Origin of the sequence: Nitrosopumilus zosterae, assembly GCF_025998175.1 — an archaeon.
Taxonomy (GTDB): Archaea; Thermoproteota; Nitrososphaeria; order Nitrososphaerales; family Nitrosopumilaceae; genus Nitrosopumilus; species Nitrosopumilus zosterae.
In genome coordinates this window covers 1,306,204-1,332,643 of the sequence record NZ_AP026695.1, presented here as the reverse complement: position 1 = coordinate 1,332,643, position 26,440 = coordinate 1,306,204, and the positions used below count along the sequence as shown (strand labels likewise).

Here is a 26,440-nt window from a genome sequence, read left to right as displayed (position 1 = left end):
TGAGATTCAACTCAAACCATTTATACGATTTCTTTCTAAATCTCGTATGTCTTCTAAATCTGAAGAAGAGGAAGAATTTGCCATTTGTGTAGAATGTGGTAATTCTATTGATAAGTGTGGATGTGTTTGTCCTTTTTGTGGTGAACGAGATAAATGCGAATGCGCATTATTTGATGCAGCTACTGGAGGTTAATCATATTGACAATACAGAATATTATACTTAAAAATAGAGGCAATTTACTGTGAGCACATCAGATTTTACTTGGTTAATTGGTGGTCCACAGGGAAGTGGTGTAGAATCAGGTGCAAATATTTTCTCAAAGGTTTGTGCAGAGATGGGGTATCATGTATTTGGAAAACGTGAATTTTATTCTAATATTAAAGGTGAACATAGCTACTTTACAGTAAGGATCTGTGATGAGAAAATCAACTCAAATGTTAATGATGTATCTCTAATGGTATCTTTCGATGCTGAAACAATTTTTCGTCACTATGATGAAGTAATTTCTGGTGGTGGAATAATTTATGATTCTGATTTGTTTGAAACAAAAACAAGTGATGTTCACACTCTTGATGCTCCATTCAAAGAAAGATTGCATAAAGAATTAGAGTTACAAAATAAACCCTTTACAATTGCCGGAGTTTTAGAGATTGCAAAAGAAAAAGGTGTTTTACTATATCCAGTTTCTTTCAAGTCTATTCTTGCAACTCTTGCTGAAGAAACTGGTAATCCTCGTCTTAAAGGATTAGTTAGAATGTTTAATGTAATTGGTGTCGCATTATCATTGGGATTAGTAAAGATGCCTCCTGATTCACTGAAAAAAACAATCGGGGATATTTTTGCAAAGAAAGAAGAGATTGCAAAAATTAATCAAGAAACTGCGATTTATTCATATAATTATGCAGCAGCAAAGTTTGAATCTTTCAATTATGAGTTGAGTGGTACTGAAAAAGAACCTCACACAATTCTAGTCCAAGGATTCCAAGGAACTGCATTGGGAAAGATGGTGTGTGGTTGTAGAATGCAGCCTTACTATCCAATCACTCCTGCATCAGATGAATCAGTATTTCTTGAATCAAATGAAATAGTAGAAGTTATTGGCGGTAGACCTGGTTCTACTGCCGTAATTCAATGCGAAGATGAAATTTGTTCTATAGGAATGACCATTGGTTCGGCATTGACTGGAACGCGTGCTTCAACATGTACATCTGGTCCCGGATTTTCATTGATGACTGAGATGCTGGGGTGGGCAGGAATGAATGAGGTCCCAATAGTAATTACAAATTATCAGAGAAGTGGACCATCAACTGGACTTCCAACAAGGCATGGCCAAGATGATTTGTTATTTTCTATATATGCAGGACATGGAGATTTTCCAAAAATAGTTTATGCATCTGGCGATATCGAAGAGAGTTTCTATGACACTGGAAACTGTTTTAATTATGCTGATATTTTTCAAGTTCCGGTAATTCACATGATGGATAAATTCCATGCGAGTTCTGTGATTACCTGTAAGAGATTTGATCCTTCTAAAGTCACAATAAACCGTGGTAAACTCTTAGAAAAAGTAGAGGATGGGTATAGACGATTTGAATTTACAGAAGATGGGATATCACCACGTTCTAGATTGGGAATAGATAATGGGATATTTTGGAATACTGGTGATGAATCTGATGAATGGGGTCATATCACTGAAGACCCAATTTTACGTGTAAAAATGATGGATAAGAGAATGTTCAAACTAGATCTGATTCTCAAAGATATCCCGCAATCACAACAGGCAGTATCATTTGGTGTTGAAGATTACACAATAATTTCTTGGGGTTCTGCAAAGGGTCCAATTTTGGATGCAATTGACATGCTAAAAAAAGAGGGAATCTCAATTGGATATGTCCAGTTAAAACTACTGCATCCATTTCCAGCTGATTATGTAACTTCGTTGCTCAAAGATGCCAAGACAATTATCGATATTGAAGCAAATCACTCAGGCCAACTAGGAAAACTATTCAAGCAAAATGTGAGTCGTGATATTGATTACTTTATCTTAAAATACACTGGAAGAGCCATGACTTGTACTGAAGTTTATGATTCACTTAAGAAAATTGTTGAAAATAAAGCTGACAAACGGGAGGTTTTAATGCATGGCGCTTAAACTTGCAGACTATAAAACAGATGTACACAATGATTGGTGTCCTGGATGTGGCGATTTTGGAATTGTAAATGCAATTCAGATGGCTTTAGCTGAGATGGGCATTCAAAGAGATAAAGCAACAATGTTTTCTGGAATTGGCTGCTCCGGAAAGACATCTCACTACATCAATACTTATGGAATTCATACCTTGCATGGACGTGTTTTGACATTTGCACAAGGTGCAAAGATTGCAAATCCTGAGATGACTGTTGTTGCCGTTGGTGGTGATGGTGATGGGTTGGGAATTGGCGCAGGGCATTTTGTTGCAGCAGGAAGAAGAAATGTGGACATGACTTACATAATTTTTGATAACGGTGTTTATGGTTTAACCAAAGGTCAAGCATCCCCTACACTCAAACTAGGAGAGAAGACAAAATCATTGCCTTCCCCAAATACAAATTTCAACGTTAATCCAATCGGATTGGCTGTTGCAAGTGGATTCACTTTTGTTGCTAGAGGATATTCATATGATGTTAGACATCTCAAAGACTTGATTATTCAGGCAGTAAAACACAAAGGATTGTCTTTTTTGGATGTATTGCAGCCATGTCCAACTTACAATGATATCAATACTCGAGATTGGTATGCGGGAGCTGATTTAGTTGATGAGGCACAAAAGAGGCATTCTAGAATTTACAAACTAGAAGAGCAAGGATATGATCCCGTAGTTCATTATGATTCAGTAGCAGAAGCAAATGAAAAATTATCCCAATCACTAATCAAATCTCTAGAATGGGACACCAAGATTCCAATTGGTGTTTTTTACAAAAATGAGACTATCTCTCCTTACACTCAAAGATTGCAAGACAAGATTCCAAACTATCTTGAAAATCCCCCTGCTAAACAAACCATATCTGAAAATGGCCAACCTATGACGGATATCTCTACAATATTGGATTCACTGGAAGTATAATTTCTGCTACAAACCTAACAAGTTATAGGCAAGTTTCATTGTAGTGTATTCTGTCTTTGAATATCTACGAAGCTAACAAAATATTTCGAAAATCGATCATCAAGGGTTTTTTTGAGCCCCAATTGGTTAATCTAGATTTTAAAAAATCTGCGATAAAACATCCTACAATTAATGATGACGGTCTTATGCAGTCTGATTTACTCCATGTCTTCTTTGATGTAGATACAGGTTGTGATTATCCCGATGGTGATGAGTGGTTTATTGTAGAGCTTCTATTTCCTCATGATGTAAAAATCCCTGATAATTTAAAAGGAGTTGATTACTTTACAACTATCTCGGTTGATGAAGGCAAAACATTTTGGCATCATCGTGAATTAATTCGTTTCAAGTATGGCAAATCCAAAAAGCTAGATGATGCTTTAGAATTTTTAGAATCAAAATACAAAGAACTTCATGAATTATTAGAACCCTTGCAAAAAGATCTCAAGTAATCTCTTTCCAAGAATTTCCGGTAAAAGAATATTTTTTACTCTTCGATGATGCAGAATTTAGTCGCCATCTAATTGAGTCTGAATCAAACTTGTAATTTATCTCTGATATCTCTGATGGGAGTTTTTGAGGATCAAGATGATGTGGTAATAATTCTAAAACAAAATCAATCTTTTCAATTGCATTATCAAACCATTGTTTGTCTTCTACATCGACACTAAAAACAATTTTAGGATTTCCAGAAAAATTAATTTTGACTTTTAGTGCGTTGTTGGTTCCTCTTCTTCTTTTCATCTCTTTGAAAACCGCTTTTACTTTTTCCCAGCGTTTAAAATCAAACCACTGGAAGAATTCCTCATTAAATGCAAGTGGAATTTCTACGTCCAAGGAACTGACAAAATCACTGTCGTCTTGCTCAATCTCGTCTTGGATAACCGTAAAATGCGAGTTTAGAAAACCATATAGCACTTCAATCTCCCATGGTGAAATCCCATAGTATCGAAGTGTTGTTTTTAATCCCTCAGTCATCATTATGAAATCTCAAAAATCGTAATTAAAGCTTCGAACCACGTAAATTGGTCGAAATTGACCTTAAAATTAAAATTACATGGAAAAGCTACACTTTTCATGAAGAAAGAATTTGTAGTAAAAAGTATTGATTCAGCACCAGATGGAGCACCATATGTTGTAGTATCACTATCATCCATTAAAGATCTTAAAGAATCAGCCCAAAATCAACAATCACCTTTTGGCGCACCAAAAGTTATGGGATTCACAAACATGAACGATATGATGAAGGATCTAAATAAAATGATGTCTGGAATGGGTGGTGGAATGGGCATGCAAGGTGTTACTCAGCTAAAACTTGAGATGCATGAATACAAAGACATGGGTCTATCAGTTGGAGATAAGGTGTTTTTGGAATTAAGTAAAGAAGAATCTTTAGGCGTTTAGATTTACAAGATAGTGTTGAAATATTTCCAACCGTAAAATGCTGCGATTGTTCCAATTACAAATAACATTGGTTTCCATGCAAATACTGGAATGCTTGGAGTTGCAAGTTTTACTTTATAGTTATCAACAATTACATGAACATTTTTCTTAATTTTATCATGCCATAAACTGTAATCTATATAATATTTTTTTAGAATCTCTTCTACTTCGTAAACTACTGGCGTTCTCTGTGAGAACAAGTGCTGAAGATAATCTCTAGATACTTCAACTTCGGCATGAATTCCAATCAATCCTTTTTTTAGATCAACCATTCTAATGTGCATCTCCCATGGTTTCTTTAGTTTTAAATTCAAACCGTTCCCAATTTGTCCTGGTTGTTTATGCTCAAATTTTACTTTGGTAAACCCTTCTGCAGTAAAAATTTTCATTAGTTCTTCAAAACTTTTCTTTACGACAACATGAAGTTGTTCTACTCCCTGTTTGTTATCGACATGAATTTTGTGTTTTAGTCCATCCAAAAATGAAACTGTCTTTGGGTATGTGGTGAGATACTCCATTAATTTTTTCACTAAAATACCTCTATTTAAAGCAGAACCAAAAAATACCTAATATTATGGATGATTTGATAATCCTCTGACATAGACGCACTGATCTGGAGATATTGCCGTTTCTGAAGGATTTATCTTTCTATCAGTTAGTTTAGCTTCTGAGTTTCTAACAATTGCAAATGGTTTTGATTCTCCACCTTCACCCATTTTGTAATTTGCAATAGTTGCAATGTTGTCAACTACTGCTTGAAATGTGACCTTTAATGGATTGCCATCAAGATCTTTTTTTGCTCTCATGTCTAAAACTGGCTCTATTCCTGCACATGCTACTGCAACTCCCGACGTTCCAATTCTTGCAGGCATTAGTCTGCTATCTGCAAGAATTATTCCTACATGAACTGACATCTTTAAGAAAATTTTTCTTCGAATTTGCTCTGAAATTAGATATGGGTTTTGAGGATACAGAATTGCATTGCCTTTTTTTGCATTAGATTTATCGATGCCAGCATTTGGTGCCATTATGTTGTCTGATGATGTAATTACAAATCCTCCAATTCCCCCGAAAATTTTGTCTGATTCTCTAATGATGATTTCTGCAATCTCTGGCTTTAATTGATATTTTTTTGAAATCTTCAAACCTTCTTGAGATGCTTTGATTTTTGAAAGATCAACTATTCTTCCTTGTGAGTTTGAAATGTATTTTGTTGAAATGACTAAAACATCGCCTTCTTGCAATTCTGCATTGTTTTTTTCCAAAGTTTCAAGTAACGCATCGAAAACATCAAATCTCTCTTCCTTTCTTTCCGATAATAATGGTAAAACGGTTAACTGCATAATTTCTCAATAGGGTATTTCTTTTTTATTGTTATGACTCCTTTCTTTGATGTCTTGATGAATATTGGTTAAAAAGAATTAGTTATTTACAGACAAACAATATTGTATTGTGTGAAAAATAATTCCAATACTGGCATTTCTCCTTCTGAGTGGCTATCAATTAACCGATTTCTGTATGAAGTTAAACAGATTGATACTTTGTGCGTATCTGTGTATTATCCGTATGGCAAGGGACAAGAAACTATGTCTTTGCTAGAAGAAACAAAGCGAAATGAATTCTTTGAAAAAATTGAATCAAAAATTGAACAAAAAATTGCAGATCTCAAAGACAACCCAATTTCTGTAGGCAAGTTTGCAAAAACACTGTGTATTTTTGGATGGATAAAAAACAACAAAGTAAACATCAAAGTGATTGGGACATCAAAAAAACTCCCATATGTATACATGGCAAGCAAAAAACCATTCATCAAACCATTCAAAGATATTTTGAAAACCAATTATGATGTTTTGTTAGTAACACTAGATCAAAAATCTGCACGAATACAAAAATTCCATGGAAGTAAAATTGTATTGGAATCAAAACTTCGAATTGACTTACAAGGAAGACATAGAAAAGGGGGACAGAGTCAGGGAAGGTTCCTAAGGGCAAGGCAAACAAAAATTCATGTTTTCTTTAAGAAAATTGCAAAGAGACTATGTGAGGTGGATTTGAATTCAGATTTGATTCTGTTGGGTGGGAACGGTCAAGCAAAAACCGAATTCTATGATGAACTTGATTCAGAGTTGGCAAAAAAATGTGTGTTTGTAGAAAATTTGTCTTTTTCAACATCAATCAATGACATTGAAAAGAAAATAATTCATCATCTTTATCAGCATCGAAGAAAATACGTAGCAGAAATTATTAAAAAATATGAAAGTCTAGTCAAAAAAGGACTCACAGCAAAAAGAAATGATGTTATCTTCAAAGCTTTGGAAACTGGAGCAGTTGATACTCTAATTGTCTCTGCAAATTATTACAGTGATTCCCAATTTAAAAAAATAATGAAAATGTTGGAGCTTGCAAAAAACACCTCATGCAAAATAGAGTTTGCATCTTCTCCAAAAATTATCCAAAAACTAGAACTTGATAATTCAGTTATAGCCATTCTTAGATACAAAATAAAGTAATTTCAAAAATACGGCTAAACCCCCTACGTTATGATTTGATAGTGATCCTTTTAGATCATTAAATTAAAAAACTTCCATGGCTGACTGTGTGCAAACTTGGAGAAGACAATTACGAATACAAGAATTGGCAAATATTGCAAGAGACAAACTGGAATCCGGTACCGAAATCACTCAAGTCTATGAAATTTTAGATGAAATAATGGTATCAAAATGGAGATCAATACCTACGACTAGAAAACAATATCTGAATTCTGTAAAGAAAGTTTTAGAAAATCAGAATATGTAATTTTTCTAAACCGATTACTGTGATATTTAGAAAATTATCTTGGTTTTCAAAATCTAGTTATTTCTTTTAAGGCGATGCGGAATAACTATTCTTACAAACTCTGTAAAGCTTTTAATCTGTAGAGCAAGCTTTTTGGATTATGAATATTGCTGAGAAGATTCTTGCACGTGCTTCTGGAAAATCATCAGTTGCCCCTGATGATGTGGTTTTTGCCAATGTTGACAAGGTAATGGTACATGATGTGTCTGGACCAGGCGTAATCAAGGTATTTGATAAACTAAAGAAGCAAGGAATCTCGGTTGACAAATTATGGGATCCTACCAAGGTTTGGGTTGCCGAAGATCATTTTGTGCCATCTGCTGAAAAAGTATCAGCTGAAAATATTGCGAAACTATCAAATTTTACTAAACAGTATGGAATTGAAAAACACTTCAAGTATGGAATGGGGCAATATGGAATTTGTCATACTATTTCTCATGAAGAGGCAATGGTGATGCCTGGAGATGTGTATGTGGGAGGAGATTCTCATACAAATACTACTGGCGCATTAGGTGCATTTGCATGTGGACTGGGACACACTGATGTTGCATATGTTTTGTTAAACGGAAAGATTTGGTTCAAGGTTCCAGAAACTATGTATTTTAAGCTAAATGGAAAATTGCCAGATCATATTATGGCCAAAGATTTGATTCTAAAAATTATCGGGGATATTGGAACTGATGGTGGTGCATACCGAACAATGCAGTTTGGTGGAAGCGGAATCGATGCAATGTCTGTTGAGAGCAGATTGACAATGTGTAATATGACTACAGAGGCTGGTGCAAAAAATGGAATTGTGGAGCCAGACCAAAAAGTAGTTGATTATCTTTCAAGCCGAGGCGCTACGAATTTTAATTTAATTAAAGGAGATGATGATGCAGAGTATTCCAAAATTTTTGAGTATGAAGCATCAGAGATGGAGCCAACTATTGCAAAACCATTTTCTCCTGAAAATGTTTCAATTGTACGGGAATCTCCAAATGTTGAATTGGACAAATCATACATTGGCTCTTGTACTGGAGCAAAATATGAAGACTTGGAAGCAGCTGCAAGAATTCTCAAAGGAAGAACAGTGAAGATTAGAACTGAAATTTTACCTGCAGCAATTTCAATTTACAAACGTGCAATGGAGAATGGATTATTGAAAATATTTCTTGATGCTGGAGCGACAGTAGGTCCACCTACATGTGGTGCTTGCTGCGGTGCACATATGGGAGTATTGGCAAAAGATGAAATCTGCATAAGTACTACAAACAGAAATTTTCCTGGCAGAATGGGGCATGTTGAATCTCAGACGTATCTTGCTTCTCCACTGGTCGCAGCTGCTTCTGCAGTTACTGGCAAAATTACTGATCCGAGGGATTTAGAATGAAAGGAAATATCATAAAATATGCTCAAGATAACATCGACACTGATGTAATTATCCCAGGTCAGTATCTCAAGGTACATGATTATGCAGAACTTGCAACTCATGCAATGGAGGGACTCGATCCTGACTTTCATTCAAAAGTAAAAGAAGGCGATTTTATTTTATCTGGAAAGAATTTTGGATGTGGCTCAAGTAGAGAACATGCGCCAATTGCATTGTCTCATTCAGGAATAAAGGCAGTACTTGCATTATCTTTTGCAAGAATTTTTTACAGAAATGCAGTAGATGGTGCATTTTTGTTGCCAATTGAAATTGAACAAGATGCATATGATGGAATTGCAGAAGGCGACGAAGTTGAAATTAATCTATCTGCAAATGAAATTAAAAATATTACAAAAAACCAGACCTACACAATGAAACCATTCTCAGAAATTATAGGGAAAATTATTGCTGCAGGTGGTCTCTTCAAGTACAAGCCTGACCAGGATTAAAATGGGTAAAACTCTTTTTGAAAAAATCTGGGAATCTCATGTTATAGTTGAAAAACCAAACAGTCCTTCTCTAATTTACATTGACAGACACTTAGTACATGAAGTAACATCTCCTCAGGCTTTTGATGGATTAAGAATGAATAACAGAAAGGTTCGCCGACCTGATCTTACTATAGCTACCATGGATCATAATGTTCCAACAAATGATAGATCTCTGCCAATATTGGATCAAACATCTGCTGTTCAAATTCAAACACTAGAAAAAAATTGCAAAGATTTTGGAATTACCCTATTTGATATTAACAGCCCAAATCAGGGAATAGTACATGTGATTGGACCTCAGTTGGGGATTACTTTACCTGGCTCTACAATTGTCTGCGGCGACAGTCATACCTCAACTCATGGAGCATTTGGTGCATTGGCATTGGGAATTGGAACTAGTGATGTGGAACACGTATTGGCATCACAAACTATGTGGCTAGAAAAACCAAAACCTTTTGAAATCCGAGTGGAGGGAAAAAGAAAGAACCCTCATGCAGTAACTGCCAAAGACATCGTGCTTTCTATTATCAAAAATATTGGAACTGGAGGTGGAACAGGCACAGTAATTGAGTACAGGGGAGAGGGAATAGAGGATCTATCAATGGAGCAGAGGATGACGATATGCAATATGTCCATCGAGGCAGGCGCAAGAGCAGGTTTGATTGCGCCTGATGAGAAAACCTTTGATTACCTAAGGGGCCGAAAGTACACTCCGAGAAATTACGAGTCTCTAGTTGACACATGGAAAGTATATCTGAAGACTGATGCTGATGCAAAATTTGAAAAACAATTCACTTTACACATTGATGATATTGCACCTCAAGTTAGTTGGGGAACAAATCCTGGAATGACTTGTGATGTAACTGAATCAATTCCATCTCCAGATGATTATTCAAAAGGTGATCCCAATCAAAAGAAGGGTGCACAAAAAGCACTTGATTACATGGATCTTAAACCCGGAACTCCGATTGAAGAAATAAAAATCGACCGAGTGTTCATTGGCTCATGCACCAATGCACGATTAGAAGATCTTATTGAAGCATCAAGAGTTGTAAGGGGGCAAAAAATTTCCCCAAACGTTAGAGCAATGGTGGTTCCAGGTTCTCAAATGGTAAAAAAACAAGCAGAGGAAATGGGTCTTGATAAAATCTTCATTGATGCCAACTTTGAATGGAGAGAAGCCGGATGCAGTATGTGTCTTGGAATGAATCCTGATATTCTATCCCCTGGTGAGAGATGCGCAAGTACCTCAAACAGAAATTTTGAAGGAAGACAGGGAACTGGTGGAAGAACTCACTTAGTAAGTCCAGTAATGGCTGCTGCTGCTGCAATACACGGGCATTTCGTTGACGTTAGGAAATTGGATTTGAATTAGAATGGAACCGTTTCAAAATATATCCGGCATTGTCACACCACTTGATAAAGTAAATGTTGATACTGATCAAATTGTTCCAAAGCAATTCCTTAAACTTGTTCAAAAGTCTGGATTTGGAAAGTTCTTGTTTTTTAATTGGAGATATGACGAAAATGGAAACAAAAAATCTGATTTTGTCTTAAATGAGTCAAAGTATGACGGATCTAAAATCTTAGTTACCGGTGATAATTTTGGATGCGGTTCTAGTCGTGAACATGCCGTTTGGGCTCTAAAAGACTATGGTTTTTCAGTAATAATCGCACCATCTTTTGCTGATATCTTCTTTAGCAACTGCTTCAAAAATGGAATCCTGCCAATTTCCCTTGATGAAAAAACAGTTGATTCACTTCAAAACGAAAAAGATCCCATCAGCGTAGACTTGAAAAACCAAACCATCAAAACTTCCTCTCAAGAAATTCATTTTGATATTGACTCTCATTTGAAAAAGATTCTCTTAGAGGGATTAGATGATATTGCACAGACTTTTCAATACGAAGATAAAATTACAGAGTTTGAAAAGAACTCTAAAATCCCATCTGTTTTATAATCTTCTTTACTGTTTTCCCATTTCGCTCTAAAACCATTGGAGATTCTGCATCAATCCATTCTACATCTCCAATGTCATACGCACTAATTTTTCCTTCCTTTGATAGTTGCTGCAAAATATCATATGACAAATTGATCTCCTTTTGTTTTGCTTTGGCCTTTATTCTTTTGATGACATCAATCCCTAACATGTAGATTCCCAAACATTCGGAGTGCTGCAATTTCATAACTGGTTTTTCTTTGAATTCTTGAATTATTCCATCTTTGACTACTGCGAATCCAGTTTCTTCTTTTCTTTTTGATCTTGTTGCAATACATGCAGTACTTTTTTTATCTACAAACTGCTCTTTCATCTTTTTTAGGTCTATTGCGCACAAGTTATCTACAAACCATAATACAAATTCTGATTCGCCTTTGAGTCTGTTCTCGATGTGAAGCAGATCCCCTCCAGTACCACTTTGAGAATCTTGAACAAAGGTGACGCCCTCTTGATTTTCATAGTAATTTTTGATTTGTCCGCCTAATCCTGTGAAATCAGAAATTATGATTATCTCTTTTATGAAACTAAATGATTTTAGATATTTTACGACATAGTCAATTAGTGGCTTTCCATTAATTGGTGACATTGCCTTTGGAAAATATTCTGTGTATGGTTTGCCTCTAGTACCTTTGCCGCCAGCTAAAATTATGGCCTTCACAGTCTAACGGTATGATTTCTGCTTTCTTCTTCTAGCACCAGGTCCGCCAAATTTCTTTGGTTCTTTCTGCCTGGCATCTCCGCTGACTAGGTACTTATCAAAATCCGTGATTCGTTTTCGAAGATCTTCTCTAGTGGATTTTGGAAAAGGATGATCTTTTGGATCTTTTTTAGATTTTGTCCATCCAATGAGTGCTCTAGTAATTCCAGTTGCTGCTGCACTGGCTTGCCCCATAAAACCTCCACCTCTAACTCTTACAGAAATATCAATTTTGTCTCTCAAGTCACCTGTGATTTCTAGTGGTCCTAGAATTACTTCACGAGCAGTTTCTTGAGGAATCATTTCGACCGGAATGTTGTTAATTCTTACTTTACCTTGTCCCTTTGTAATGTAGACATGTGCACTAGCTCTTTTTCTGGTTGCAAAATAAATTTCTGTTTTTGGAGTTGTCATTCAGTCCACCCTATAATTCTGCATAATTCGCCTACGCTTGTATAGTTTGCAGCAGTTTTTTTAATTTTTGCTTTTTCAAATTGAATTTTCTCTAGTGATTTGATTTCTTTTGGAGACCCAATGTATGTTCTTAGTCTTTGGTATGACTCTTTTCCAGATGGTTTTCTATCAAATGGTAACATTTGTCGAATCATTTTTGCAATTAGCGTATCTGGTCTTCTATAATGCACTGGTCCGTGTTTTGGATTAATGACACTGTTAATTTCTAAAAATTCTCTATATTCTTTGATTTGGTTTACTCTAGTTCCACTCATCATGATTTTTTCACAATTTACAATTGAAACTCTATTTCCTTTGATTAGTAATTTTGCAACATATGATGATAATCTTCCAGCGATGTGATTTGTTCCATCTACTACTATTGGCCTATCAGTTCTTATGACTTGCTCAGCCAAGTAATACGACTCCTTTTCCTGTTGGATTTTGTTCAATCAAATCTGAATAACTAATTATCTTTCCACCTTTCTCTACGATTTTGCTTGCAGCAGTATTTGAAATTGAAAATGAGAATAATGTAATTTTATGAGGAACGATGCCTGTCCCTAGAACCTTACCTGGAAATACTACGATATCATTTTCTTTTGTTAGTTGTCCAATTCTATTCAAGTTGAGATCTCTTCTTGCAATAGATGGTTTTAGTGCATACTCTGCTAATTTTGCCCAAATTGGAGCGTCATTTTTAGTTGATGCCTTTTTCAGATCCTTTGCCATCTGGATAACTACTTGATTAGTCATGTGAATAATGCGCCTTGAAACCCAAATATAATGTCTATGCTTTATTTACTCTTCAATTTGACCAATAGTTTCTTTGAATTGGCCTAGTTTGTTGCTTACTTCTTCCACACCTGCAAGAACAATCTGTTCTGGATCTAATGCACCAGTTGATTCTACGGTAAGCACTTTCTCGTTTTCTTTATCCGTATCAATTAATGTTGAAATGTTTGCAGAATTCCATTTTGCGTGTTCTGTTCCGCGTCCAAGTCTTGCATAGCATTCTATTTTGATTCTCTGACCTGGTGCTAGTTGAACAATTGGGATTTTATCTGAAACTGCCTTTACTGTTTCATCCTCAGAAGACAATTCGTTTGAAAGAATGGTTCTTGTAACATCCGAATCTCCAGAATCTAACACTAACATCACCCTGCAGTTTGAACACCCTGTCTCACTTTTACAATCACATTTTGATGGCTCATTAAATCTATTCAAGTCTGTTTTTAATGGAATTAGTCCAAGTCTGTGTGCTAGCCCTTCGTCAGGCAATACTGAGGAATTCTCAATAATGTCTACTGTATCAATTGCAAAGACTGGAACGCCGTTAAGACACACGCGTCTTAATGCATTTGCATATTGTAATGGTATGCCTTTTAGCTTTATAGCTATTTTGTGATTATCTTTGCTAATTACCTCTAAGGATGACAAATCTTGAACAAAATCTTCAAAGTCCACATAAAAATCTAGCTAGTTTTATGTATAGATAAATACCAAATTGTCATAGATGCTTTAGACATGGCAGATTACACATTGGTCCGATATTCTTACGAGGGAGAAAAATTTGAAATTATGGTAAAGCCTGATCCTGCCTTAGATTACAGATTAGGTAAGAAAAAGGATATTTCGTCAATTTTAGTTTCTGATGAAATTTATACTGATGCTAGTAAGGGAACAAGGCCCACGGCTGAAAAACTACTTCATGCTTTCAAAACTGAAGACCCAGCAGAAATTGCAGAGATAATTCTCAAGAAAGGTGACCTTAATCTCACAACTGAACAAAGACGAACAATGATTGAAGAGAAAAGAAAACAGATTGTAACATTTATTGCAAAAACATACGTGGATCCCAAAACTCACTTGCCCCATCCTCCACTAAGAATTGAGCAAGCAATGAAAGATGGACGAGTATCAATAGATCCTCACAAAACTATAGATGAGCAAGTAAAAGACATTGTTGAAAAATTGCGTTCAATAATTGCTCTAAAATCTGAGAATCTCAAATTAGAAATAACAATACCTGCACAATTTGCATCTCAATCATATGCCGTTCTAAAATCTGTAGGTTCTCTAAACAAAGAAGAATGGCAAAATAATGGATCTTTAAAAGCAATACTTGAAATACCCGCTGCAGCAAGGCCAAATGTGATAGACAGATTAGGCTCTATAACCAAGGGTTCTGCTACAGTTGAGGTAATGAAATAATGGATAATAAAAGAAAATACGTTATTCCAGGTGATGTAGTGACCACAGGGCCTTTCAGACCTGAACAAAATGTAGAACTTCAAGGAAATAAGATAATTTCAACTACTATTGGAATTTCTGAAATTTATGACGACTCCGTTAAGGTAATTCCGCTTACTGGAAAATACATTCCAAAAATCAATGATCTCGTTATTGGTAAAGTGATATCTCATACATCACTGTCGTGGGAATTGGACATTAATTCGTGCTATGTTGGATTTTTACCAGCACAAGATGTCTTCGGACGAGACTTTTCTGCACATGCAGATGAACTTGCATCAAAGCTAAAGTCAGGTGATCTGGTTGCTGCACGAATTGCCAATTTTGATAGAACACGTGATCCACTAGTTACAATTTCTGATAGGGATTTAGGCAAAATTGACACCGGAATACTACTACAAATATCACCAAGTAAAGTCCCACGCCTAATTGGAAAGAGAGGTACTATGATCCAAATGATAGAGATGGCAACTGATGCTGCAATTACTATTGGTCAAAACGGCTGGGTAGTAGTTTCATGCGAGTCGCCCGAGGGATTATTAAAGGCTAAAAAGGCAATCGAAATGGTTAATGAAAAAGCACACGTTGCTAATTTGACTGATCAAGTGAAAGAAATGTTAGACTCAAAAGGTGAATCATAATGGGCGGACGAGACGCAACAATGGTCCTATTGGACGAGAATGGTATTAGATGTGATGGCCGTAAAGTAGACGAACCAAGACGAATAATGATTAAAGCTGGCGGACTCAAAAACGCAGATGGTTCAGCATACATTGAATTTGGCGATAACAAAATCTTAGTTGGTGTTTTTGGTCCGAGAGACGTTCATCCAAAACACATGTCAAACACTGATACAGGAATTTTACGAGTTAGGTATCATATGGAGCCATTCTCAGTTGGAGAAAGAAAAAATCCCGCTCCCTCAAGAAGAGAGATTGAAATTTCCAAAGTAATCAAAGAAGCTTTAGAGCCTGCAGTGATGTTGGATAAATTTCCAAGAACTGCAGTTGATGTATTCATTGAAGTATTGCAAGCCGATGGTGGAACCAGATGTGCTGCACTTACAGCAGCTTCTGTCGCATTAGCAGATGCAGGTATTCCTATGAGAGATATGGTTGCAGCAATTGCAGCAGGTAAAGTTGCAGATACTGTAATCCTTGATGTAAACAATGAAGAAGACCAAGCAGGTCAGGCAGATATGCCAATTGGCTATATGCCAAATCTAGAAAAAATCACACTATTGCAATTAGATGGAGTTCTTACACCCGAAGAATACAAGAAATGTGTTCAAGTTGGTGTTGAAGGTTGTAAATTAGTTTATGATCTTCAAAAGAAAGCATTACAAGACAAATACTTTGGAAACGGAGCAGGTTAAAAATGACATCCACTTCTGTTCTTGATGATCTAAAGAAATCACAAATTCTTGAATTGCTTGAACAAGGAAAAAGAGTAGATGGACGCGCACTAGACGAACCAAGAGAAATCTTCATTGAAACTGGTGCAATCCCAAAAGCAAATGGCTCTGCAAGAGTTCGCCTTGGTGAAACTGAAGTAATTTGTGGCGTTAAAATCCAGCCTGATAGACCTTTCCCTGATATGGGTGACAAAGGAATTTTCATTTGTACTGCTGAGCTTTTACCCTTGTCTCATCCAACTGTCGAAACTGGTCCGCCTGGACCTGATGTAATTGAACTGGCAAGAGTTGTTGATAGAGGAATTAGAGAGAGTCATATGATTGATGTTTCTCAATTAGTAATTGAGAAAAACAAATCAGTAATTGGTGTCTTTGCAGATAATGTTGTTGTTGATTATGATGGTAATCTCTTTGATGCATGTTCTTATGCTGCAGCTGCGGCACTACTTTCATCAAAAACCCCAAAATGGAATTGGATTGATGATGCTCCAACGCTAGTTGAAGGTGAAGAAACTTCAGTGCCAATTGCAACTATTCCCGTCTCAGTAACTATGGGTAAGATTGGAAACTATATCATAGTTGATCCAAATGGGGATGAGTGGGCTAGCATGGATGCGAGAATTACAATTACTTCTGATTCTGATGGAAATATCTGTGCTTTACAAAAAGGAGGCTCTGATGGTTTCACACAAGACGAAATTAATCGATGTGGAGAAATTTCAGTACGAGTAGGCGCAAAAATAAGAGAAAAATTAAAACAAGCCCAAATGGCAGGTCAGTAAAATGGCAAAAACCAAGAAATCTCTGAAAGGATTGGGCGCTCGTTACGGAATTAAACTTAGAAAACAGTATACGAAAATTCATCTCCAATTAAAAGAAAAAAGAACATGTCCTGAGTGCGGTTCAAAAACGTTTGGTAGAGATGCTGTGGGAATTTGGTCTTGTAAAAAATGCAGCTATAAAGTAGCTGGAACTGCATATGACATTAAACTTTAGTGCAAAAATTACAGTTGATGCAAAAGACAAGACAAAGGCAATTTTTGATTCTGTAAATGTTGACAACGACTTTTATCCTGAAAATCCTGTTAAAACCAAGATAAAGTTTGATAAAAAAATTACAATCACTGCAGAATCTGACCAATTAACTCATCTCCGGGCAAATCTTAATTCAACACTTAGACTCATTCAGGCAAGCTACGATTCAATTGAATCGGTAAAGATATAATGAAATAAATTTTTTGAGTAATCATGTCTTCACCGCAAATGCCTCCATGGCTTCAAGAACAAATAATGAAACTACAACAATCTCAACAAAGCCTCCAGTCAGTGATGACTCAAAAACAACATCTTGAAATGGAAAAAGCAGAAACTGCAAAGGCATTAGATGAACTAAAAAAAGTTGCGGATGGCGATGCCGTTTTCAAGCAAGCAGGAACCGTTTTGATTAAAGCAAAAAAACAAGAACTCATTGATGAATTAGAAGAGAGAGCAGAGATGGCAAAAACACGTGTCACTGTTCTTGACAAACAAGAGATACGTCTAAAAGAATCACTCAAAGAACAAGAAACAAAAATTACTGAGATGATGAAGGGCGGTTCTACTAGTACGCCCCCAGCAGAAGATAACCCTAGAAAATAATCTTCAATTCAATTTCATATAAGATATTAACAATTCCTTTCAAGTGTTATTTGTGAAATTAGAAAATCTTCGAATCATTGTAGATGAGCGAGAGCGCAAAAGTGGAATTCCTGAACTCTTAAAATCCGTAGGGCTGAATCTTGAGATGAAGACACTACCTATTGGAGATTACATTGTAGGACCCGAAACAATCGTTGAGAGAAAAAGCATTCGTGATCTTATGGCCTCTGTCTTTGATGGAAGGCTCTTTGATCAATGCTCAAGATTAAAGGAACACTTTGAGAATCCGATTGTTCTCATGGAGGGAAATGTAGACGAGATTGAGGAAATAACAGAAAATCCTTTGATATTTTATGGCGCAATCTCAACTGTAGTTTTGGATTTTAAAATTCCAGTAATTCCAACTCCTAGTGCAGTTCACACTGCAAAATTACTAGTCTCAATGTGTTCCAGAAAAGAATCCTACAAGGGACCTTATCTTAAAAAAATAAAAAAATCATCTGATATTGAACGACAGCAACTCTCCGTTCTTTGCAGCCTACCTGGAATTGGTGACAAGTTTGCAGTTAGAATGCTAGAAAAGTTTGGAACACCATTAAAAGTATTAACTGCAACAACTGCAGATTTGGCAAAAGTTGAGGGTTTGGGGGAAGCTAGAGCAAAGAAAATAAAAAACATGTTAGACTCTAAAAGCAAGCATCTCAAAAAATCTGATCAAAAAACTTTGCATGATATAATTTAATAATTTAGAAAAATCATATCATTCATGTTAGTGTCCGTTGACTGGTTAAAAGAACATCTAACTGATCCTGATGTTGTTATTTTAGATTCGCGTCCAAAAACAATGTTTCTTTATGGCCATCTTCCAAATGCACAATCACTTTCAGTAGAACAAGTAATCCGTTTTGATCAGTTCGGCTCTAATCTTGTATTAGAGCAAGAAAAAATTGCTGAATTACTTGGCAACTTGGGAATTGATGAAACAAAAACTGTTGTCCTAGTCGGTGACTCTATGGATCCATCTGTTGCGAGAATTGCATGGACATTTTTGTATCTTGGACATGAAAAAACTTGTCTACTTGACGCAAATGTATCTGATTTGCAAAAATATGGATTCGAATTCACAAAAAAACTATTTGCCCCAAAACCTGCAAAATTTATTCCAAAAATAAATAATGCAATTAGAATAGAATCTGATTTTCTAAAAGAACATCTCGATGATTTTAAAATTTTAGATGCACGCAGTCCTCAAGAATTCATGGGAGGCCATCTTCCAAACTCAAAATTGATTCCATTTACTGAGGGGATTGGTTATGATGGAAGCTTATACCAAGAGAAAAAATTTCTTGATGAATTGTTTTTGCAAAATAATGTGTCCAAGGAAGAAGCAATTGTCTGCTATTGCATGCATGGTCATAGAGCATCAAATCTATTTTTACAATTAAAGATTGCAGGGTTTGAAAATGTAAGGCTCTATGATGGCTCTTTTGTAGAGTGGAATGGCAAAAAGTTACCCCTTGAGTAATTTTCTTTTTAATGGCGTTCCACACATTGGACATTCATTCCCAGATGTGTGATTAGTCCTACAACCTGGACAATAATGAACCCATTTGCCAACATCTGTGATTCCCTGAGTCATAATTGGTGATATTTTCAGTCCTAGGTTTCTTGCAACATTTGAAATTGCAAAATCGTCGCTAATTATTTCTCCATTCATCTCAATACATAATGCAATAATTGAGACATCTTGCTTTGATAGTTGTTGATAATCTCCTGTATCTCTTGCAGCCTTTACTGCAGCAACAGTTGACTCTTTGTCTGGTTCTCTAATTTTTAGTCTGTTAGTTTCAAGCAGTGTTCCAAGTGCATCTTGATTCTTCTTTATGTGCTTGATTTCTTCAAAAACCAAAGATGTTGTATAACAATCATCAGCTGATCCAAATGGGACCCCTGCATAAAATGCACTTGCATCTAAAATTCTAAAACCCAAGTTTGCTCATTTGCCTCAGTCCTCGTTTTTTTAATCTTATGAAGACTGCTGGTTTATTGTATTTTTTGATAATTATTGGCTCTTCATATCCTACTGTTTTGATTACTTGAGCATCCATTGCAATATTGCAATCATGCGAGCAAATAATTTCAATTTTCTCATCTGGAACTACAATGGATGCTAATCTGTATACTGGTGCAACAGGTGTGATAATTAACACATTCAAACTTTCATGTAATATTGGACCGCCCAATGAAAATGAATGACCAGTTGATCCGCTGGGAGTCGCGATGATTACTCCATCCATTTTTTGCTTTACTGTATCATTTTGAAATTTGATTTCAATCTCTGCCGTTTTAGTCAGGTTCACTCTGCTAATGTATATCTCATTTAATGCTGGAGGAAATTCCACTCCGCCGCAAGATGCAACAACTCTGATTCTTTTATCCAAAAAGAAATTGTCTTTTAAAATCTCATTTATTGCATTATCAATTTCTTCAATCGTAATTTCAGCTAAAATTCCTCTATTCCCTCCAACATTGATGGTTAAAATCGGAGTCTCGTTTTGGAGGTTTCTGAAGACTCTGAGTGTTGTTCCGTCTCCTCCTAAAGTTATTACTAGATCCAGCTTTATTTTTTTTAATTCTGATAAATCTTCTATTTTCTCTGCCCCTTCTACCTCAATTGGAGAAATCGTATAAACAGTAGATTTTTTTGCTAAAAATTTTTTTGCTACCTCCCTTGCAGCTTTTTCAGAATCTTTTGAACCTACTTTACTCACAACTGCAACTTTTTGAAGCTTCAAGCAGTTCTATTGAATTTCATTGTACTTAAAAATGATATTTTTAGTCTGTTTTGGAAAAAAACAAATAAGTGTGAAAACAATGGCAAAAACATCATGAGTTACGCACATCCTGAAGTTTTAGTTGATACTGAGTGGGTGTCTCAAAATCCTCCAAATGAAAATAGAAAACTAGTCGAAGTTGATTATGATCCAGTCAATGGCTATCAAAAAGGTCACATAAATGGCGCTACACTGATTTGGTGGAAACGTGACATTAATGATCCAGTTACTAGAGATATCATTGGTAAAAAACAATTTGAAGCCTTGATGGCAAAAAATGGAATCACTGCTGATACAGAAGTAATTCTTTATGGTGACTTTAACAATTGGTTTGCAGCATTTGTGTTCTGGGTTTTCAAAATTTACGGTCATGAGAATCTCAAAATTATGAATGGTGGACGAAAGAAATGGGAATTAGAAAATAAATCTTATACTACTGAAGAGCCACAATTGTCACCATCGACTTACATAGCACAACCACCTGATGAAGGACTCAGAGCATATCTATTTGATGTGAGCAGAGCACTGGACAAAGAAGATACTGTAATGGTTGATGTCCGATCACCTGCAGAATTTACTGGTCAAATCACTGCTCCTCCAGAGTATCCGATGGAACACGCACAGAGAGGTGGACACATTCCTGGTGCAAATAATATTCCATGGGCTACTGCAGTTAATGATGCTGATGGCACGTTCAAAGCAGTTGAAGAATTAAGACAAAACTATGAACCAAAAGGTGTGACTCCTGACAAGGATGTAATTTGTTATTGCAGAATTGGAGAAAGATCTTCTCACAGCTGGTTTGTTCTAAAATATCTACTTGGATATCCCAAGGTTCGAAACTATGATGGTTCTTGGACTGAATGGGGCAACATGATCGGAAATCCTGTGGAAAAATAAATTGCTTCTAGACCTTCCTGTACTTGAGAAAGGAAATTTCTACTTTATCAAAGACGGTGACTCCCAATTCATCTTGGAGGACAAAACAAAACGCGGTCTTACCATAAAGGAGACATCTGTTGATGAGAAATTAAATGTCACAGCTGACAAGGGAATGATTCATGATATGGATGGCATTGGACACTGGGTAGTAATTAGGTGGTATTTCTCAAAAGACTCTTACGATCTATCTCAAGTATTAGAACATGCGCAAGCCATGGAAAAAAAATACACGGAGCTTAGAGAGTTAACCTGTCCAGATGACGACGGATAACCTTTTTAAATAAATTAGAATCATCAAAAGCAGATGTCTTTACTTTTAAAAGATCGAGTTTATTCCATGGAGGCTCCCACTGCAAAGCGTGGCGTTTATCCTTTACATGGTTACAAACTTGGACTATACCGATTACCAATTAAACTAGAGGAACCTGCAGAACTCAAATCCGTTCATGATGGCCTCAAAAAGGCTTTTGAGATGGACATGTATGCAGATAGAATCTATGCAACCTATCGCTGGAAGGAACAAAATATGGATGATGTTGATGCCAAAGGGTACGAAGAGGTTGAGCTATCTGTTACAGTAGAAATTGTTACAGGCGAAGTTGTTGATATTATTTATCAAATATTCCCAATTGAAAAATTCGGTGATCCAAATTGGGTCAAAGATTACAGAAAGAAGGCAGATCATTTTGCAAAAATGGTCATTGATACTATTTTACGTAACACCATTTTGGCAGACAAGATGATATCATACTTGGCAAAAACTGAAAAGATCTCTGAAGTTGCAGCAATTCAAAAACTAGAAGAATTAACTCCATTGGCAAAAATTGTTCTTGGTGCAAAACCAAAACCTGTTGAAGCCAAAGAAGATGATGCTGAAGAAGATGATGAAAATATCGAAATCCCCGATGGCGCAAAACCTGGTCCAATTGATGTGGACTACAAATCAAAAATGAAACCATCTGCAGTATATGAGGCACCAGAGCACACAATCAAGACTTGGGGGAGAAAGGGAACCTCAAATGGAATCATGGGTGTTTGGGGAGAATTTGTTTCAGTAGATTATGATATTTGTATTGCAGACGGTGGCTGTATTGAAGCATGTCCAGTGGGTGTCTATGAATGGTTTGACACTCCGGGAAATCCTGCATCTGACAAGAAACCATTAATGTCAAAAGAACCTGATTGTATCTTTTGTCTTGCATGTGAAGGCGTATGTCCACCACAGGCAATCAAGATCTTTGAGCAAAAATAATCCATTATTGCAAGTATAAATAGCGATTAGTAATTTTGTGAGATTAGGGATATGGCAATCAACCCTTTCACCCAATTTGTTTTTGATCTGTTCATTTTATCGGCCATAATTATTACTGCATACACTTGCAATTTTTACTACCTTGCATTTCTTTCAAGAAAAAGAAAAGAGATTTTATCAACTACTGATTGGGGAACTCCCTCGATTACAATCCAACTTCCAATATACAATGAAAAGTATGTTGCAAAAAGATTGGTAGATGCAGTATGTAACTTGGATTATCCAAAAGATAAGATGAGGATTATGGTGTTGGATGATTCTGATGATGATACAGTTGAGTTGCTATCCGATGCCGTTGATGATTACAAAAATCAAGGCTTTCTAATAGAGCATATCAGACGAGGAACGAGAAGTGGATACAAGGCAGGTGCATTAAAACATGCAATGAAATCCACTGATACCGAACTTGTTGCAATTTTTGATGCGGACTTTATTCCGCCAACATGGTTTCTCAAACGAGCAATCCCGCATTTTACAAACTCCAAAATTGGTCTGGTTCAATGTCGCTGGGGCCATGTTAATGAAAACTATTCTGCAATCACTCAAGCACAAGCATTGAGTCTTGACTTTCATTTTCTAATTGAACAAAAAGCAAAAAGCAATTCTCATCTGTTTATGAATTTTAATGGCACTGCAGGAATTTGGAGGCGTGATTGTATTGAGGATGCAGGTGGTTGGCATACTGCAACACTGGTTGAAGATCTTGATCTAAGCTATAGAGCGCAAATGAAAGGATGGAAATGTTTGTTCTTGCCTGACATTGTAGTTAATGCCGAACTTCCAATACAGATGAATGCCGCAAAGAGACAACAATTCCGTTGGGCAAAAGGCTCTATTCAATGTGCAATAAAACTACTTACTGACATTGCACTAAAACGCAAAGTTGCAGTTGAAGCAAAAATTCAAGCATTCATCCAGCTTACACGTCATGTTGTTTATCCATTAATGCTGATACAGTTTTTGGCATTACCGATTTTACTTGCAGGTCAGGTCAATCTCTATGTGATCAGCTTTCTTCCTGCGATAACCATTGCAACATACCTTGCAATGGGACCAGGTGCATACATCATGATCATGCAAAGTATGTATCAAAAATCTTGGAAGTCTAAAGCCAAGATACTTCCCGCATTACTAATTTACAATGCTGGGATGTCTGTGAATAACACAGTTGCAGTATTTGATGCAGTTATTGGAAAGAAGAATGAATTCCTTAGAACTCCAAAATATGGTGTTCTAAAAACAAAAGATGATTGGAAAGATAATGCATACAATTTACCATTCTCCCAAGTTACACTGCTTGAGATCTTTTTTGGTGTATATGGCATAATGGGAATCTTCATTGCAGTATTTTCGAATAATCCCATCTTTGTTCCTATTATTGGGCTGCAGGCTACAGGATTTTTCTATATTGCTTACATGAGCTTGTCTCATACACGATTTAAAAGAAATAAATCAAGTAAATTACGACCAAAAACTAAGAAAGAAAAAATGGCAAATACTGTTTACAAACTTTCCATGATTGGAATTGTTGGAATTATTGTTTTTGGAGGATTCATGGCAATTTATGGTTATAATACTGATATTTACCCTCTGGATAGAATTCGAGGCCATCTTGATGGAATTGTGGGCTCCTCTGATCCTGTAATAATTAAAAATCACTTGGTAGCAATTCAAGAAGATTTGGAACTTGTAATGGCTAATGTTCCTGAAACAACTGATGCTAATGGTGAAGTCATTTCTAAAAACCCCGTTTGGATATTTGCAACAGAATCTACAAACTTGCTTAGAATACAAAACGATGTAGACACAATGGTTGAAAGTATTGAAAAAATCTCGACTGTTCCAAAAGACAGTTCTGCATATCATACAGGAATGATTGACCTCAATGGTAGAGCACTATCTCTGAAAACTAACATTATGGACGCAACTCCGTACATGTATGTCAGTGTTGCAAACATCATGTTTAGTACAATTTGGATTGCAGCAATATTGGGAATCTTTGCTGCACTAAAGAAAAAGAAACAGCAATTCAAAGAAATCGATGAAACAGGTGTCTAAGGAATATTTAGATCCTTTCTAATTTCATCTACTGCTCTAATTCCATAAATGTCTCTTACTTGTTGCACTCTGATTGTTTCTTTTAACATGTCTCTGCCTATTGAATTAGTTAAAATTGAATAGACATCGCTGAATCTAACTTCCCACTTGTCAGCACAATCTAAGATCTTACTTACTGCCCACTGTCTTACTTCTTGCGGCAATGGAATTTTCTCACCTGACTCAATTGAGATTCTATCAAATAAATTCACAATATCTGCAGTTTGCGCTGCCATCTTCTCAATGTCCTTTAATTCACCGTACTTTGATTCTGTATTCATTCTGACATTTGATTGGTATTCTGAGAGTTTTAGCAATGCCATCATCTCCTTTGATGAATCGCTTGTTGATTTGTTTGTGGCGCTTTTAATTGACTGTATTTCTTCAAATAGTTTATCTGATTTTTTATGAAATTCTACAGTTGATGCGTCTTGTCTTTTTAGAATATCTGACGCTGAGGATATTTTTTGCTCTATGCTGTTTGTTTTATCAAATACTGTCTGCTTGAAATTTGAAATATCTTCCTGAACTGATTTGAGTCCCTCTCCTACAAACGCTGTGGAATCTGCTCTTTTTGATAATCCTCCAACTTCTGTCTCGATCCTATCTATTTTACCTCCTAAATCCCTGATTGTCTGCAAGCTTAGATTCTCTGCTGATTTGGCGTTTGATGAAATTGTTTCAAACTGTTGCTTGAGTCCATCAATTATTCCTCCAAGAGAATCAATCTTTGATGCTTTTGATGAAATAGAATCAATTGTGACTTTGATTGCTTCAAGTTCTGAATTAAGATCTGTTGTTGATATTGCACTATCTGCAATTCTTTCAAATTCTTGTTTGAGACTCTGGATGATTTGATTTCCAGTATCTAGTTTTGCAGTTTTATCTGAGATTTCATCTAGATTGTTTTTTAGTTTGTTCATCTCCGAGCTGATCTCCAAAAATGAATCTGCTTTTCCAGAAACTTTTCTGAGATCATCTCTGACTTCGTCAATTCTTTGTGCAATTTTTATTATCATTTGAGAATTATTCTTAATTGAATTCATACTGTCTTGAACTTGCTGAGATAATTCCTGAGGTTTTGTTGTCTTTTGGATCTCAGAAATTTTATTTATCTCATCTTGCAGTTTTGCAGTCTGATCATTTATTTTATTTACTAAATTGGATTGAGTTCTTACTTGATTTAGTCCTGCGTATAATTTTTGAGTGTCTTCTTCTATTATGTTGATTTGTTTTGATTGTTTTTGGATATGTTCCAAAGTTGATGTTAGTGTATCGATCATTCCTTTCATTGATAAAAGGACTTTTTGATTTTCTCCAAAAATCTTTGTCATTACTTTGATCTCTTTTTGCAATGCTTTGTTAGAATCTGAAACTGATGCTACTTTCTTTAGTACTGCTGATGGCGCTGGTTCTTTTGAAACTTTTTTCACAACTTTCTTTGGTTGGGCAGATGTCTTTTTCTTTGTAGCCATA

At 36.0% G+C, this 26,440-nt stretch carries 35 protein-coding genes; 24 read left to right on the top strand and 11 right to left on the bottom strand.

The window, feature by feature from the left end; translation table 11 throughout:
• The first annotated feature begins 46 nt into the window (after positions 1-46).
• From OO712_RS08160 to OO712_RS08145, 4 genes are read left to right on the top strand one after another with little or no spacing between them, the layout of a single operon-like run.
• Positions 47-193 carry a hypothetical protein gene (locus OO712_RS08160; RefSeq protein WP_200829037.1) on the top strand — a complete coding sequence of 49 codons (147 nt, stop codon included), beginning with the start codon at positions 47-49 and terminating at the stop codon, positions 191-193.
• A 49-nt stretch (positions 194-242) separates the two neighbouring features.
• Positions 243-2,153, top strand: a complete 1,911-nt coding sequence (locus OO712_RS08155) for a 2-oxoacid:ferredoxin oxidoreductase subunit alpha (protein WP_109876354.1) — start codon at positions 243-245, stop codon at positions 2,151-2,153.
• Positions 2,143-3,105, top strand: coding sequence for a 2-oxoacid:ferredoxin oxidoreductase subunit beta (locus OO712_RS08150; protein ID WP_109876353.1), 963 nt, complete (start codon positions 2,143-2,145; stop codon positions 3,103-3,105). Before OO712_RS08155 ends, OO712_RS08150 begins: the two co-directional genes overlap by 11 nt.
• A 50-nt stretch (positions 3,106-3,155) precedes the next feature.
• On the top strand, positions 3,156-3,596 hold the full coding sequence (locus OO712_RS08145) for a hypothetical protein (RefSeq protein ID WP_109876352.1): 441 nt from the start codon (positions 3,156-3,158) through the stop codon (positions 3,594-3,596).
• Here the strand turns inward: OO712_RS08145 and OO712_RS08140 are convergent.
• Positions 3,589-4,122, bottom strand: coding sequence for a hypothetical protein (locus tag OO712_RS08140; protein ID WP_109876351.1), 534 nt, complete (start codon positions 4,120-4,122; stop codon positions 3,589-3,591). The genes OO712_RS08145 and OO712_RS08140 overlap by 8 nt on opposite strands.
• 99 nt (positions 4,123-4,221) lie before the next feature.
• On the opposite strand from OO712_RS08140, the gene OO712_RS08135 reads away from it, so the two are divergent.
• Positions 4,222-4,548 (top strand): PH domain-containing protein, encoded by a 327-nt coding sequence (locus tag OO712_RS08135; RefSeq protein ID WP_109876350.1) that lies wholly within the window; start codon positions 4,222-4,224, stop codon positions 4,546-4,548.
• Positions 4,549-4,550: 2 nt separating this feature from the next.
• Here OO712_RS08135 and OO712_RS08130 read toward each other — a convergent pair whose 3' ends face one another.
• Together OO712_RS08130 and OO712_RS08125 are read right to left on the bottom strand one after the other, a co-directional pair.
• Positions 4,551-5,105, bottom strand: a complete 555-nt coding sequence (locus OO712_RS08130; RefSeq protein WP_109876349.1) for a hypothetical protein — start codon at positions 5,103-5,105, stop codon at positions 4,551-4,553.
• A gap of 54 nt (positions 5,106-5,159) precedes the next feature.
• Positions 5,160-5,930, bottom strand: a complete 771-nt coding sequence (locus OO712_RS08125; protein ID WP_109876348.1) for a coenzyme F420-0:L-glutamate ligase — start codon at positions 5,928-5,930, stop codon at positions 5,160-5,162.
• 111 nt (positions 5,931-6,041) lie between these two features.
• Between OO712_RS08125 and OO712_RS08120 the strand changes: the two genes are divergently transcribed.
• From OO712_RS08120 to leuD, 6 genes are all read left to right on the top strand, one after another.
• On the top strand, positions 6,042-7,097 hold the full coding sequence (locus OO712_RS08120; protein WP_109876347.1) for a baeRF10 domain-containing protein: 1,056 nt from the start codon (positions 6,042-6,044) through the stop codon (positions 7,095-7,097).
• Positions 7,098-7,173: 76 nt separating this feature from the next.
• Positions 7,174-7,383 (top strand): hypothetical protein, encoded by a 210-nt coding sequence (locus tag OO712_RS08115; RefSeq protein ID WP_109876346.1) that lies wholly within the window; start codon positions 7,174-7,176, stop codon positions 7,381-7,383.
• Positions 7,384-7,522: 139 nt separating this feature from the next.
• A complete protein-coding gene (locus OO712_RS08110; protein WP_109876345.1) occupies positions 7,523-8,794 on the top strand; it encodes a 3-isopropylmalate dehydratase large subunit in 1,272 nt (423 codons plus the stop codon).
• Positions 8,791-9,282, top strand: a complete 492-nt coding sequence (locus tag OO712_RS08105; protein WP_109876344.1) for a LeuD/DmdB family oxidoreductase small subunit — start codon at positions 8,791-8,793, stop codon at positions 9,280-9,282. The genes OO712_RS08110 and OO712_RS08105 overlap by 4 nt, the downstream gene beginning before the upstream one ends.
• 1 nt (position 9,283) lies before the next feature.
• Entirely contained in the window at positions 9,284-10,699 is a 1,416-nt protein-coding gene (gene leuC / locus OO712_RS08100; RefSeq protein ID WP_109876343.1) for a 3-isopropylmalate dehydratase large subunit, read from the top strand.
• A 1-nt stretch (position 10,700) separates the two neighbouring features.
• Positions 10,701-11,285 carry a 3-isopropylmalate dehydratase small subunit gene (gene leuD, locus OO712_RS08095; RefSeq protein ID WP_109876342.1) on the top strand — a complete coding sequence of 195 codons (585 nt, stop codon included), beginning with the start codon at positions 10,701-10,703 and terminating at the stop codon, positions 11,283-11,285.
• Here the strand turns inward: leuD and OO712_RS08090 are convergent.
• The 5 genes from OO712_RS08090 to OO712_RS08070 are packed head-to-tail and all read right to left on the bottom strand — an operon-like array spanning position 11,263 to position 13,941.
• On the bottom strand, positions 11,263-11,982 hold the full coding sequence (locus tag OO712_RS08090) for a nucleotidyltransferase family protein (RefSeq protein WP_109876341.1): 720 nt from the start codon (positions 11,980-11,982) through the stop codon (positions 11,263-11,265). The genes leuD and OO712_RS08090 overlap by 23 nt on opposite strands.
• A 3-nt stretch (positions 11,983-11,985) precedes the next feature.
• The gene (gene rpsI, locus OO712_RS08085) at positions 11,986-12,435 is read right to left on the bottom strand and encodes a 30S ribosomal protein S9 (RefSeq protein WP_109876340.1); all 450 of its coding nucleotides are present in this window, start codon (positions 12,433-12,435) and stop codon (positions 11,986-11,988) included.
• Positions 12,432-12,890, bottom strand: a complete 459-nt coding sequence (gene rplM / locus OO712_RS08080; RefSeq protein ID WP_109876339.1) for a 50S ribosomal protein L13 — start codon at positions 12,888-12,890, stop codon at positions 12,432-12,434. The genes rpsI and rplM overlap by 4 nt, the downstream gene beginning before the upstream one ends.
• Entirely contained in the window at positions 12,883-13,230 is a 348-nt protein-coding gene (locus OO712_RS08075) for a 50S ribosomal protein L18e (RefSeq protein ID WP_109876338.1), read from the bottom strand. The genes rplM and OO712_RS08075 overlap by 8 nt, the downstream gene beginning before the upstream one ends.
• Before the next feature lie 45 nt (positions 13,231-13,275).
• Positions 13,276-13,941, bottom strand: coding sequence for a DNA-directed RNA polymerase subunit D (locus OO712_RS08070; RefSeq protein WP_200829036.1), 666 nt, complete (start codon positions 13,939-13,941; stop codon positions 13,276-13,278).
• Positions 13,942-14,001: 60 nt separating this feature from the next.
• Between OO712_RS08070 and OO712_RS08065 the strand changes: the two genes are divergently transcribed.
• The 9 genes from OO712_RS08065 to OO712_RS08025 are packed head-to-tail and all read left to right on the top strand — an operon-like array spanning position 14,002 to position 19,304.
• A complete protein-coding gene (locus OO712_RS08065) occupies positions 14,002-14,688 on the top strand; it encodes a ribosome assembly factor SBDS (protein ID WP_109876337.1) in 687 nt (228 codons plus the stop codon).
• Positions 14,688-15,368, top strand: coding sequence for an exosome complex RNA-binding protein Rrp4 (gene rrp4, locus OO712_RS08060; protein ID WP_109876336.1), 681 nt, complete (start codon positions 14,688-14,690; stop codon positions 15,366-15,368). The genes OO712_RS08065 and rrp4 overlap by 1 nt, the downstream gene beginning before the upstream one ends.
• On the top strand, positions 15,368-16,102 hold the full coding sequence (gene rrp41, locus OO712_RS08055; RefSeq protein WP_109876335.1) for an exosome complex exonuclease Rrp41: 735 nt from the start codon (positions 15,368-15,370) through the stop codon (positions 16,100-16,102). Before rrp4 ends, rrp41 begins: the two co-directional genes overlap by 1 nt.
• Positions 16,103-16,104: 2 nt before the next feature.
• The gene (gene rrp42 / locus OO712_RS08050; protein WP_109876334.1) at positions 16,105-16,923 is read left to right on the top strand and encodes an exosome complex protein Rrp42; all 819 of its coding nucleotides are present in this window, start codon (positions 16,105-16,107) and stop codon (positions 16,921-16,923) included.
• A gap of 1 nt (position 16,924) precedes the next feature.
• Positions 16,925-17,137 carry an eL43 family ribosomal protein gene (locus tag OO712_RS08045; protein ID WP_109876333.1) on the top strand — a complete coding sequence of 71 codons (213 nt, stop codon included), beginning with the start codon at positions 16,925-16,927 and terminating at the stop codon, positions 17,135-17,137.
• On the top strand, positions 17,121-17,366 hold the full coding sequence (locus OO712_RS08040; protein WP_109876332.1) for a KEOPS complex subunit Pcc1: 246 nt from the start codon (positions 17,121-17,123) through the stop codon (positions 17,364-17,366). The genes OO712_RS08045 and OO712_RS08040 overlap by 17 nt, the downstream gene beginning before the upstream one ends.
• A 23-nt stretch (positions 17,367-17,389) precedes the next feature.
• Positions 17,390-17,779: a prefoldin subunit beta gene (locus tag OO712_RS08035; RefSeq protein ID WP_109876331.1), complete on the top strand. Its 390-nt coding sequence runs from the start codon at positions 17,390-17,392 to the stop codon at positions 17,777-17,779.
• 52 nt (positions 17,780-17,831) lie between these two features.
• Positions 17,832-18,521, top strand: coding sequence for an ERCC4 domain-containing protein (locus OO712_RS08030; protein ID WP_200829035.1), 690 nt, complete (start codon positions 17,832-17,834; stop codon positions 18,519-18,521).
• 24 nt (positions 18,522-18,545) lie between these two features.
• A complete protein-coding gene (locus tag OO712_RS08025) occupies positions 18,546-19,304 on the top strand; it encodes a sulfurtransferase (RefSeq protein ID WP_109876329.1) in 759 nt (252 codons plus the stop codon).
• Here the strand turns inward: OO712_RS08025 and OO712_RS08020 are convergent.
• The gene (locus tag OO712_RS08020) at positions 19,290-19,769 is read right to left on the bottom strand and encodes an NOB1 family endonuclease (protein ID WP_109876328.1); all 480 of its coding nucleotides are present in this window, start codon (positions 19,767-19,769) and stop codon (positions 19,290-19,292) included. The two genes, OO712_RS08025 and OO712_RS08020, sit on opposite strands and share 15 nt — an antisense overlap.
• A complete protein-coding gene (locus OO712_RS08015; protein WP_109876327.1) occupies positions 19,759-20,574 on the bottom strand; it encodes an NAD(+)/NADH kinase in 816 nt (271 codons plus the stop codon). The genes OO712_RS08020 and OO712_RS08015 overlap by 11 nt, the downstream gene beginning before the upstream one ends.
• A 93-nt stretch (positions 20,575-20,667) precedes the next feature.
• On the opposite strand from OO712_RS08015, the gene OO712_RS08010 reads away from it, so the two are divergent.
• From OO712_RS08010 to OO712_RS07995, 4 genes are read left to right on the top strand one after another with little or no spacing between them, the layout of a single operon-like run.
• The gene (locus OO712_RS08010; protein ID WP_109876550.1) at positions 20,668-21,513 is read left to right on the top strand and encodes a sulfurtransferase; all 846 of its coding nucleotides are present in this window, start codon (positions 20,668-20,670) and stop codon (positions 21,511-21,513) included.
• A gap of 1 nt (position 21,514) precedes the next feature.
• Positions 21,515-21,826 carry a hypothetical protein gene (locus tag OO712_RS08005; protein WP_109876326.1) on the top strand — a complete coding sequence of 104 codons (312 nt, stop codon included), beginning with the start codon at positions 21,515-21,517 and terminating at the stop codon, positions 21,824-21,826.
• Positions 21,827-21,859: 33 nt separating this feature from the next.
• Positions 21,860-22,807, top strand: a complete 948-nt coding sequence (locus OO712_RS08000; RefSeq protein ID WP_109876325.1) for a 4Fe-4S dicluster domain-containing protein — start codon at positions 21,860-21,862, stop codon at positions 22,805-22,807.
• A 51-nt stretch (positions 22,808-22,858) separates the two neighbouring features.
• Complete coding sequence (locus tag OO712_RS07995; RefSeq protein ID WP_109876324.1) at positions 22,859-24,925, top strand: cellulose synthase family protein; 2,067 nt, start codon at positions 22,859-22,861, stop codon at positions 24,923-24,925.
• On the opposite strand, the gene OO712_RS07990 is transcribed toward OO712_RS07995, so the two are convergent.
• A complete protein-coding gene (locus OO712_RS07990) occupies positions 24,922-26,439 on the bottom strand; it encodes a chemotaxis protein (RefSeq protein WP_200829034.1) in 1,518 nt (505 codons plus the stop codon). The two genes, OO712_RS07995 and OO712_RS07990, sit on opposite strands and share 4 nt — an antisense overlap.
• Position 26,440 lies beyond the last annotated feature (1 nt).

Excerpts from the sequence above, each read along its gene's own strand:
- OO712_RS08160 (WP_200829037.1), top strand. The coding sequence starts at position 47 with ATGTCTTCTAAATCTGAAGAAGAGGAAGAATTTGCCATTTGTGTAGAA.
- OO712_RS08150 (WP_109876353.1), top strand. The coding sequence starts at position 2,143 with ATGGCGCTTAAACTTGCAGACTATAAAACAGATGTACACAATGATTGG.
- OO712_RS08140 (WP_109876351.1), bottom strand. The coding sequence starts at position 4,122 with ATGACTGAGGGATTAAAAACAACACTTCGATACTATGGGATTTCACCA.
- OO712_RS08135 (WP_109876350.1), top strand. The coding sequence starts at position 4,222 with ATGAAGAAAGAATTTGTAGTAAAAAGTATTGATTCAGCACCAGATGGA.
- OO712_RS08130 (WP_109876349.1), bottom strand. The coding sequence starts at position 5,105 with ATGGAGTATCTCACCACATACCCAAAGACAGTTTCATTTTTGGATGGA.
- OO712_RS08125 (WP_109876348.1), bottom strand. The coding sequence starts at position 5,930 with ATGCAGTTAACCGTTTTACCATTATTATCGGAAAGAAAGGAAGAGAGA.
- OO712_RS08115 (WP_109876346.1), top strand. The coding sequence starts at position 7,174 with ATGGCTGACTGTGTGCAAACTTGGAGAAGACAATTACGAATACAAGAA.
- OO712_RS08110 (WP_109876345.1), top strand. The coding sequence starts at position 7,523 with ATGAATATTGCTGAGAAGATTCTTGCACGTGCTTCTGGAAAATCATCA.
- OO712_RS08105 (WP_109876344.1), top strand. The coding sequence starts at position 8,791 with ATGAAAGGAAATATCATAAAATATGCTCAAGATAACATCGACACTGAT.
- leuC (WP_109876343.1), top strand. The coding sequence starts at position 9,284 with ATGGGTAAAACTCTTTTTGAAAAAATCTGGGAATCTCATGTTATAGTT.
- leuD (WP_109876342.1), top strand. The coding sequence starts at position 10,701 with ATGGAACCGTTTCAAAATATATCCGGCATTGTCACACCACTTGATAAA.
- rpsI (WP_109876340.1), bottom strand. The coding sequence starts at position 12,435 with ATGACAACTCCAAAAACAGAAATTTATTTTGCAACCAGAAAAAGAGCT.
- OO712_RS08075 (WP_109876338.1), bottom strand. The coding sequence starts at position 13,230 with ATGACTAATCAAGTAGTTATCCAGATGGCAAAGGATCTGAAAAAGGCA.
- OO712_RS08065 (WP_109876337.1), top strand. The coding sequence starts at position 14,002 with ATGGCAGATTACACATTGGTCCGATATTCTTACGAGGGAGAAAAATTT.
- rrp4 (WP_109876336.1), top strand. The coding sequence starts at position 14,688 with ATGGATAATAAAAGAAAATACGTTATTCCAGGTGATGTAGTGACCACA.
- rrp41 (WP_109876335.1), top strand. The coding sequence starts at position 15,368 with ATGGGCGGACGAGACGCAACAATGGTCCTATTGGACGAGAATGGTATT.
- rrp42 (WP_109876334.1), top strand. The coding sequence starts at position 16,105 with ATGACATCCACTTCTGTTCTTGATGATCTAAAGAAATCACAAATTCTT.
- OO712_RS08045 (WP_109876333.1), top strand. The coding sequence starts at position 16,925 with ATGGCAAAAACCAAGAAATCTCTGAAAGGATTGGGCGCTCGTTACGGA.
- OO712_RS08040 (WP_109876332.1), top strand. The coding sequence starts at position 17,121 with ATGACATTAAACTTTAGTGCAAAAATTACAGTTGATGCAAAAGACAAG.
- OO712_RS08035 (WP_109876331.1), top strand. The coding sequence starts at position 17,390 with ATGTCTTCACCGCAAATGCCTCCATGGCTTCAAGAACAAATAATGAAA.
- OO712_RS08025 (WP_109876329.1), top strand. The coding sequence starts at position 18,546 with ATGTTAGTGTCCGTTGACTGGTTAAAAGAACATCTAACTGATCCTGAT.
- OO712_RS08010 (WP_109876550.1), top strand. The coding sequence starts at position 20,668 with ATGAGTTACGCACATCCTGAAGTTTTAGTTGATACTGAGTGGGTGTCT.
- OO712_RS08000 (WP_109876325.1), top strand. The coding sequence starts at position 21,860 with ATGTCTTTACTTTTAAAAGATCGAGTTTATTCCATGGAGGCTCCCACT.
- OO712_RS07995 (WP_109876324.1), top strand. The coding sequence starts at position 22,859 with ATGGCAATCAACCCTTTCACCCAATTTGTTTTTGATCTGTTCATTTTA.
- OO712_RS07990 (WP_200829034.1), bottom strand. The coding sequence starts at position 26,439 with ATGGCTACAAAGAAAAAGACATCTGCCCAACCAAAGAAAGTTGTGAAA.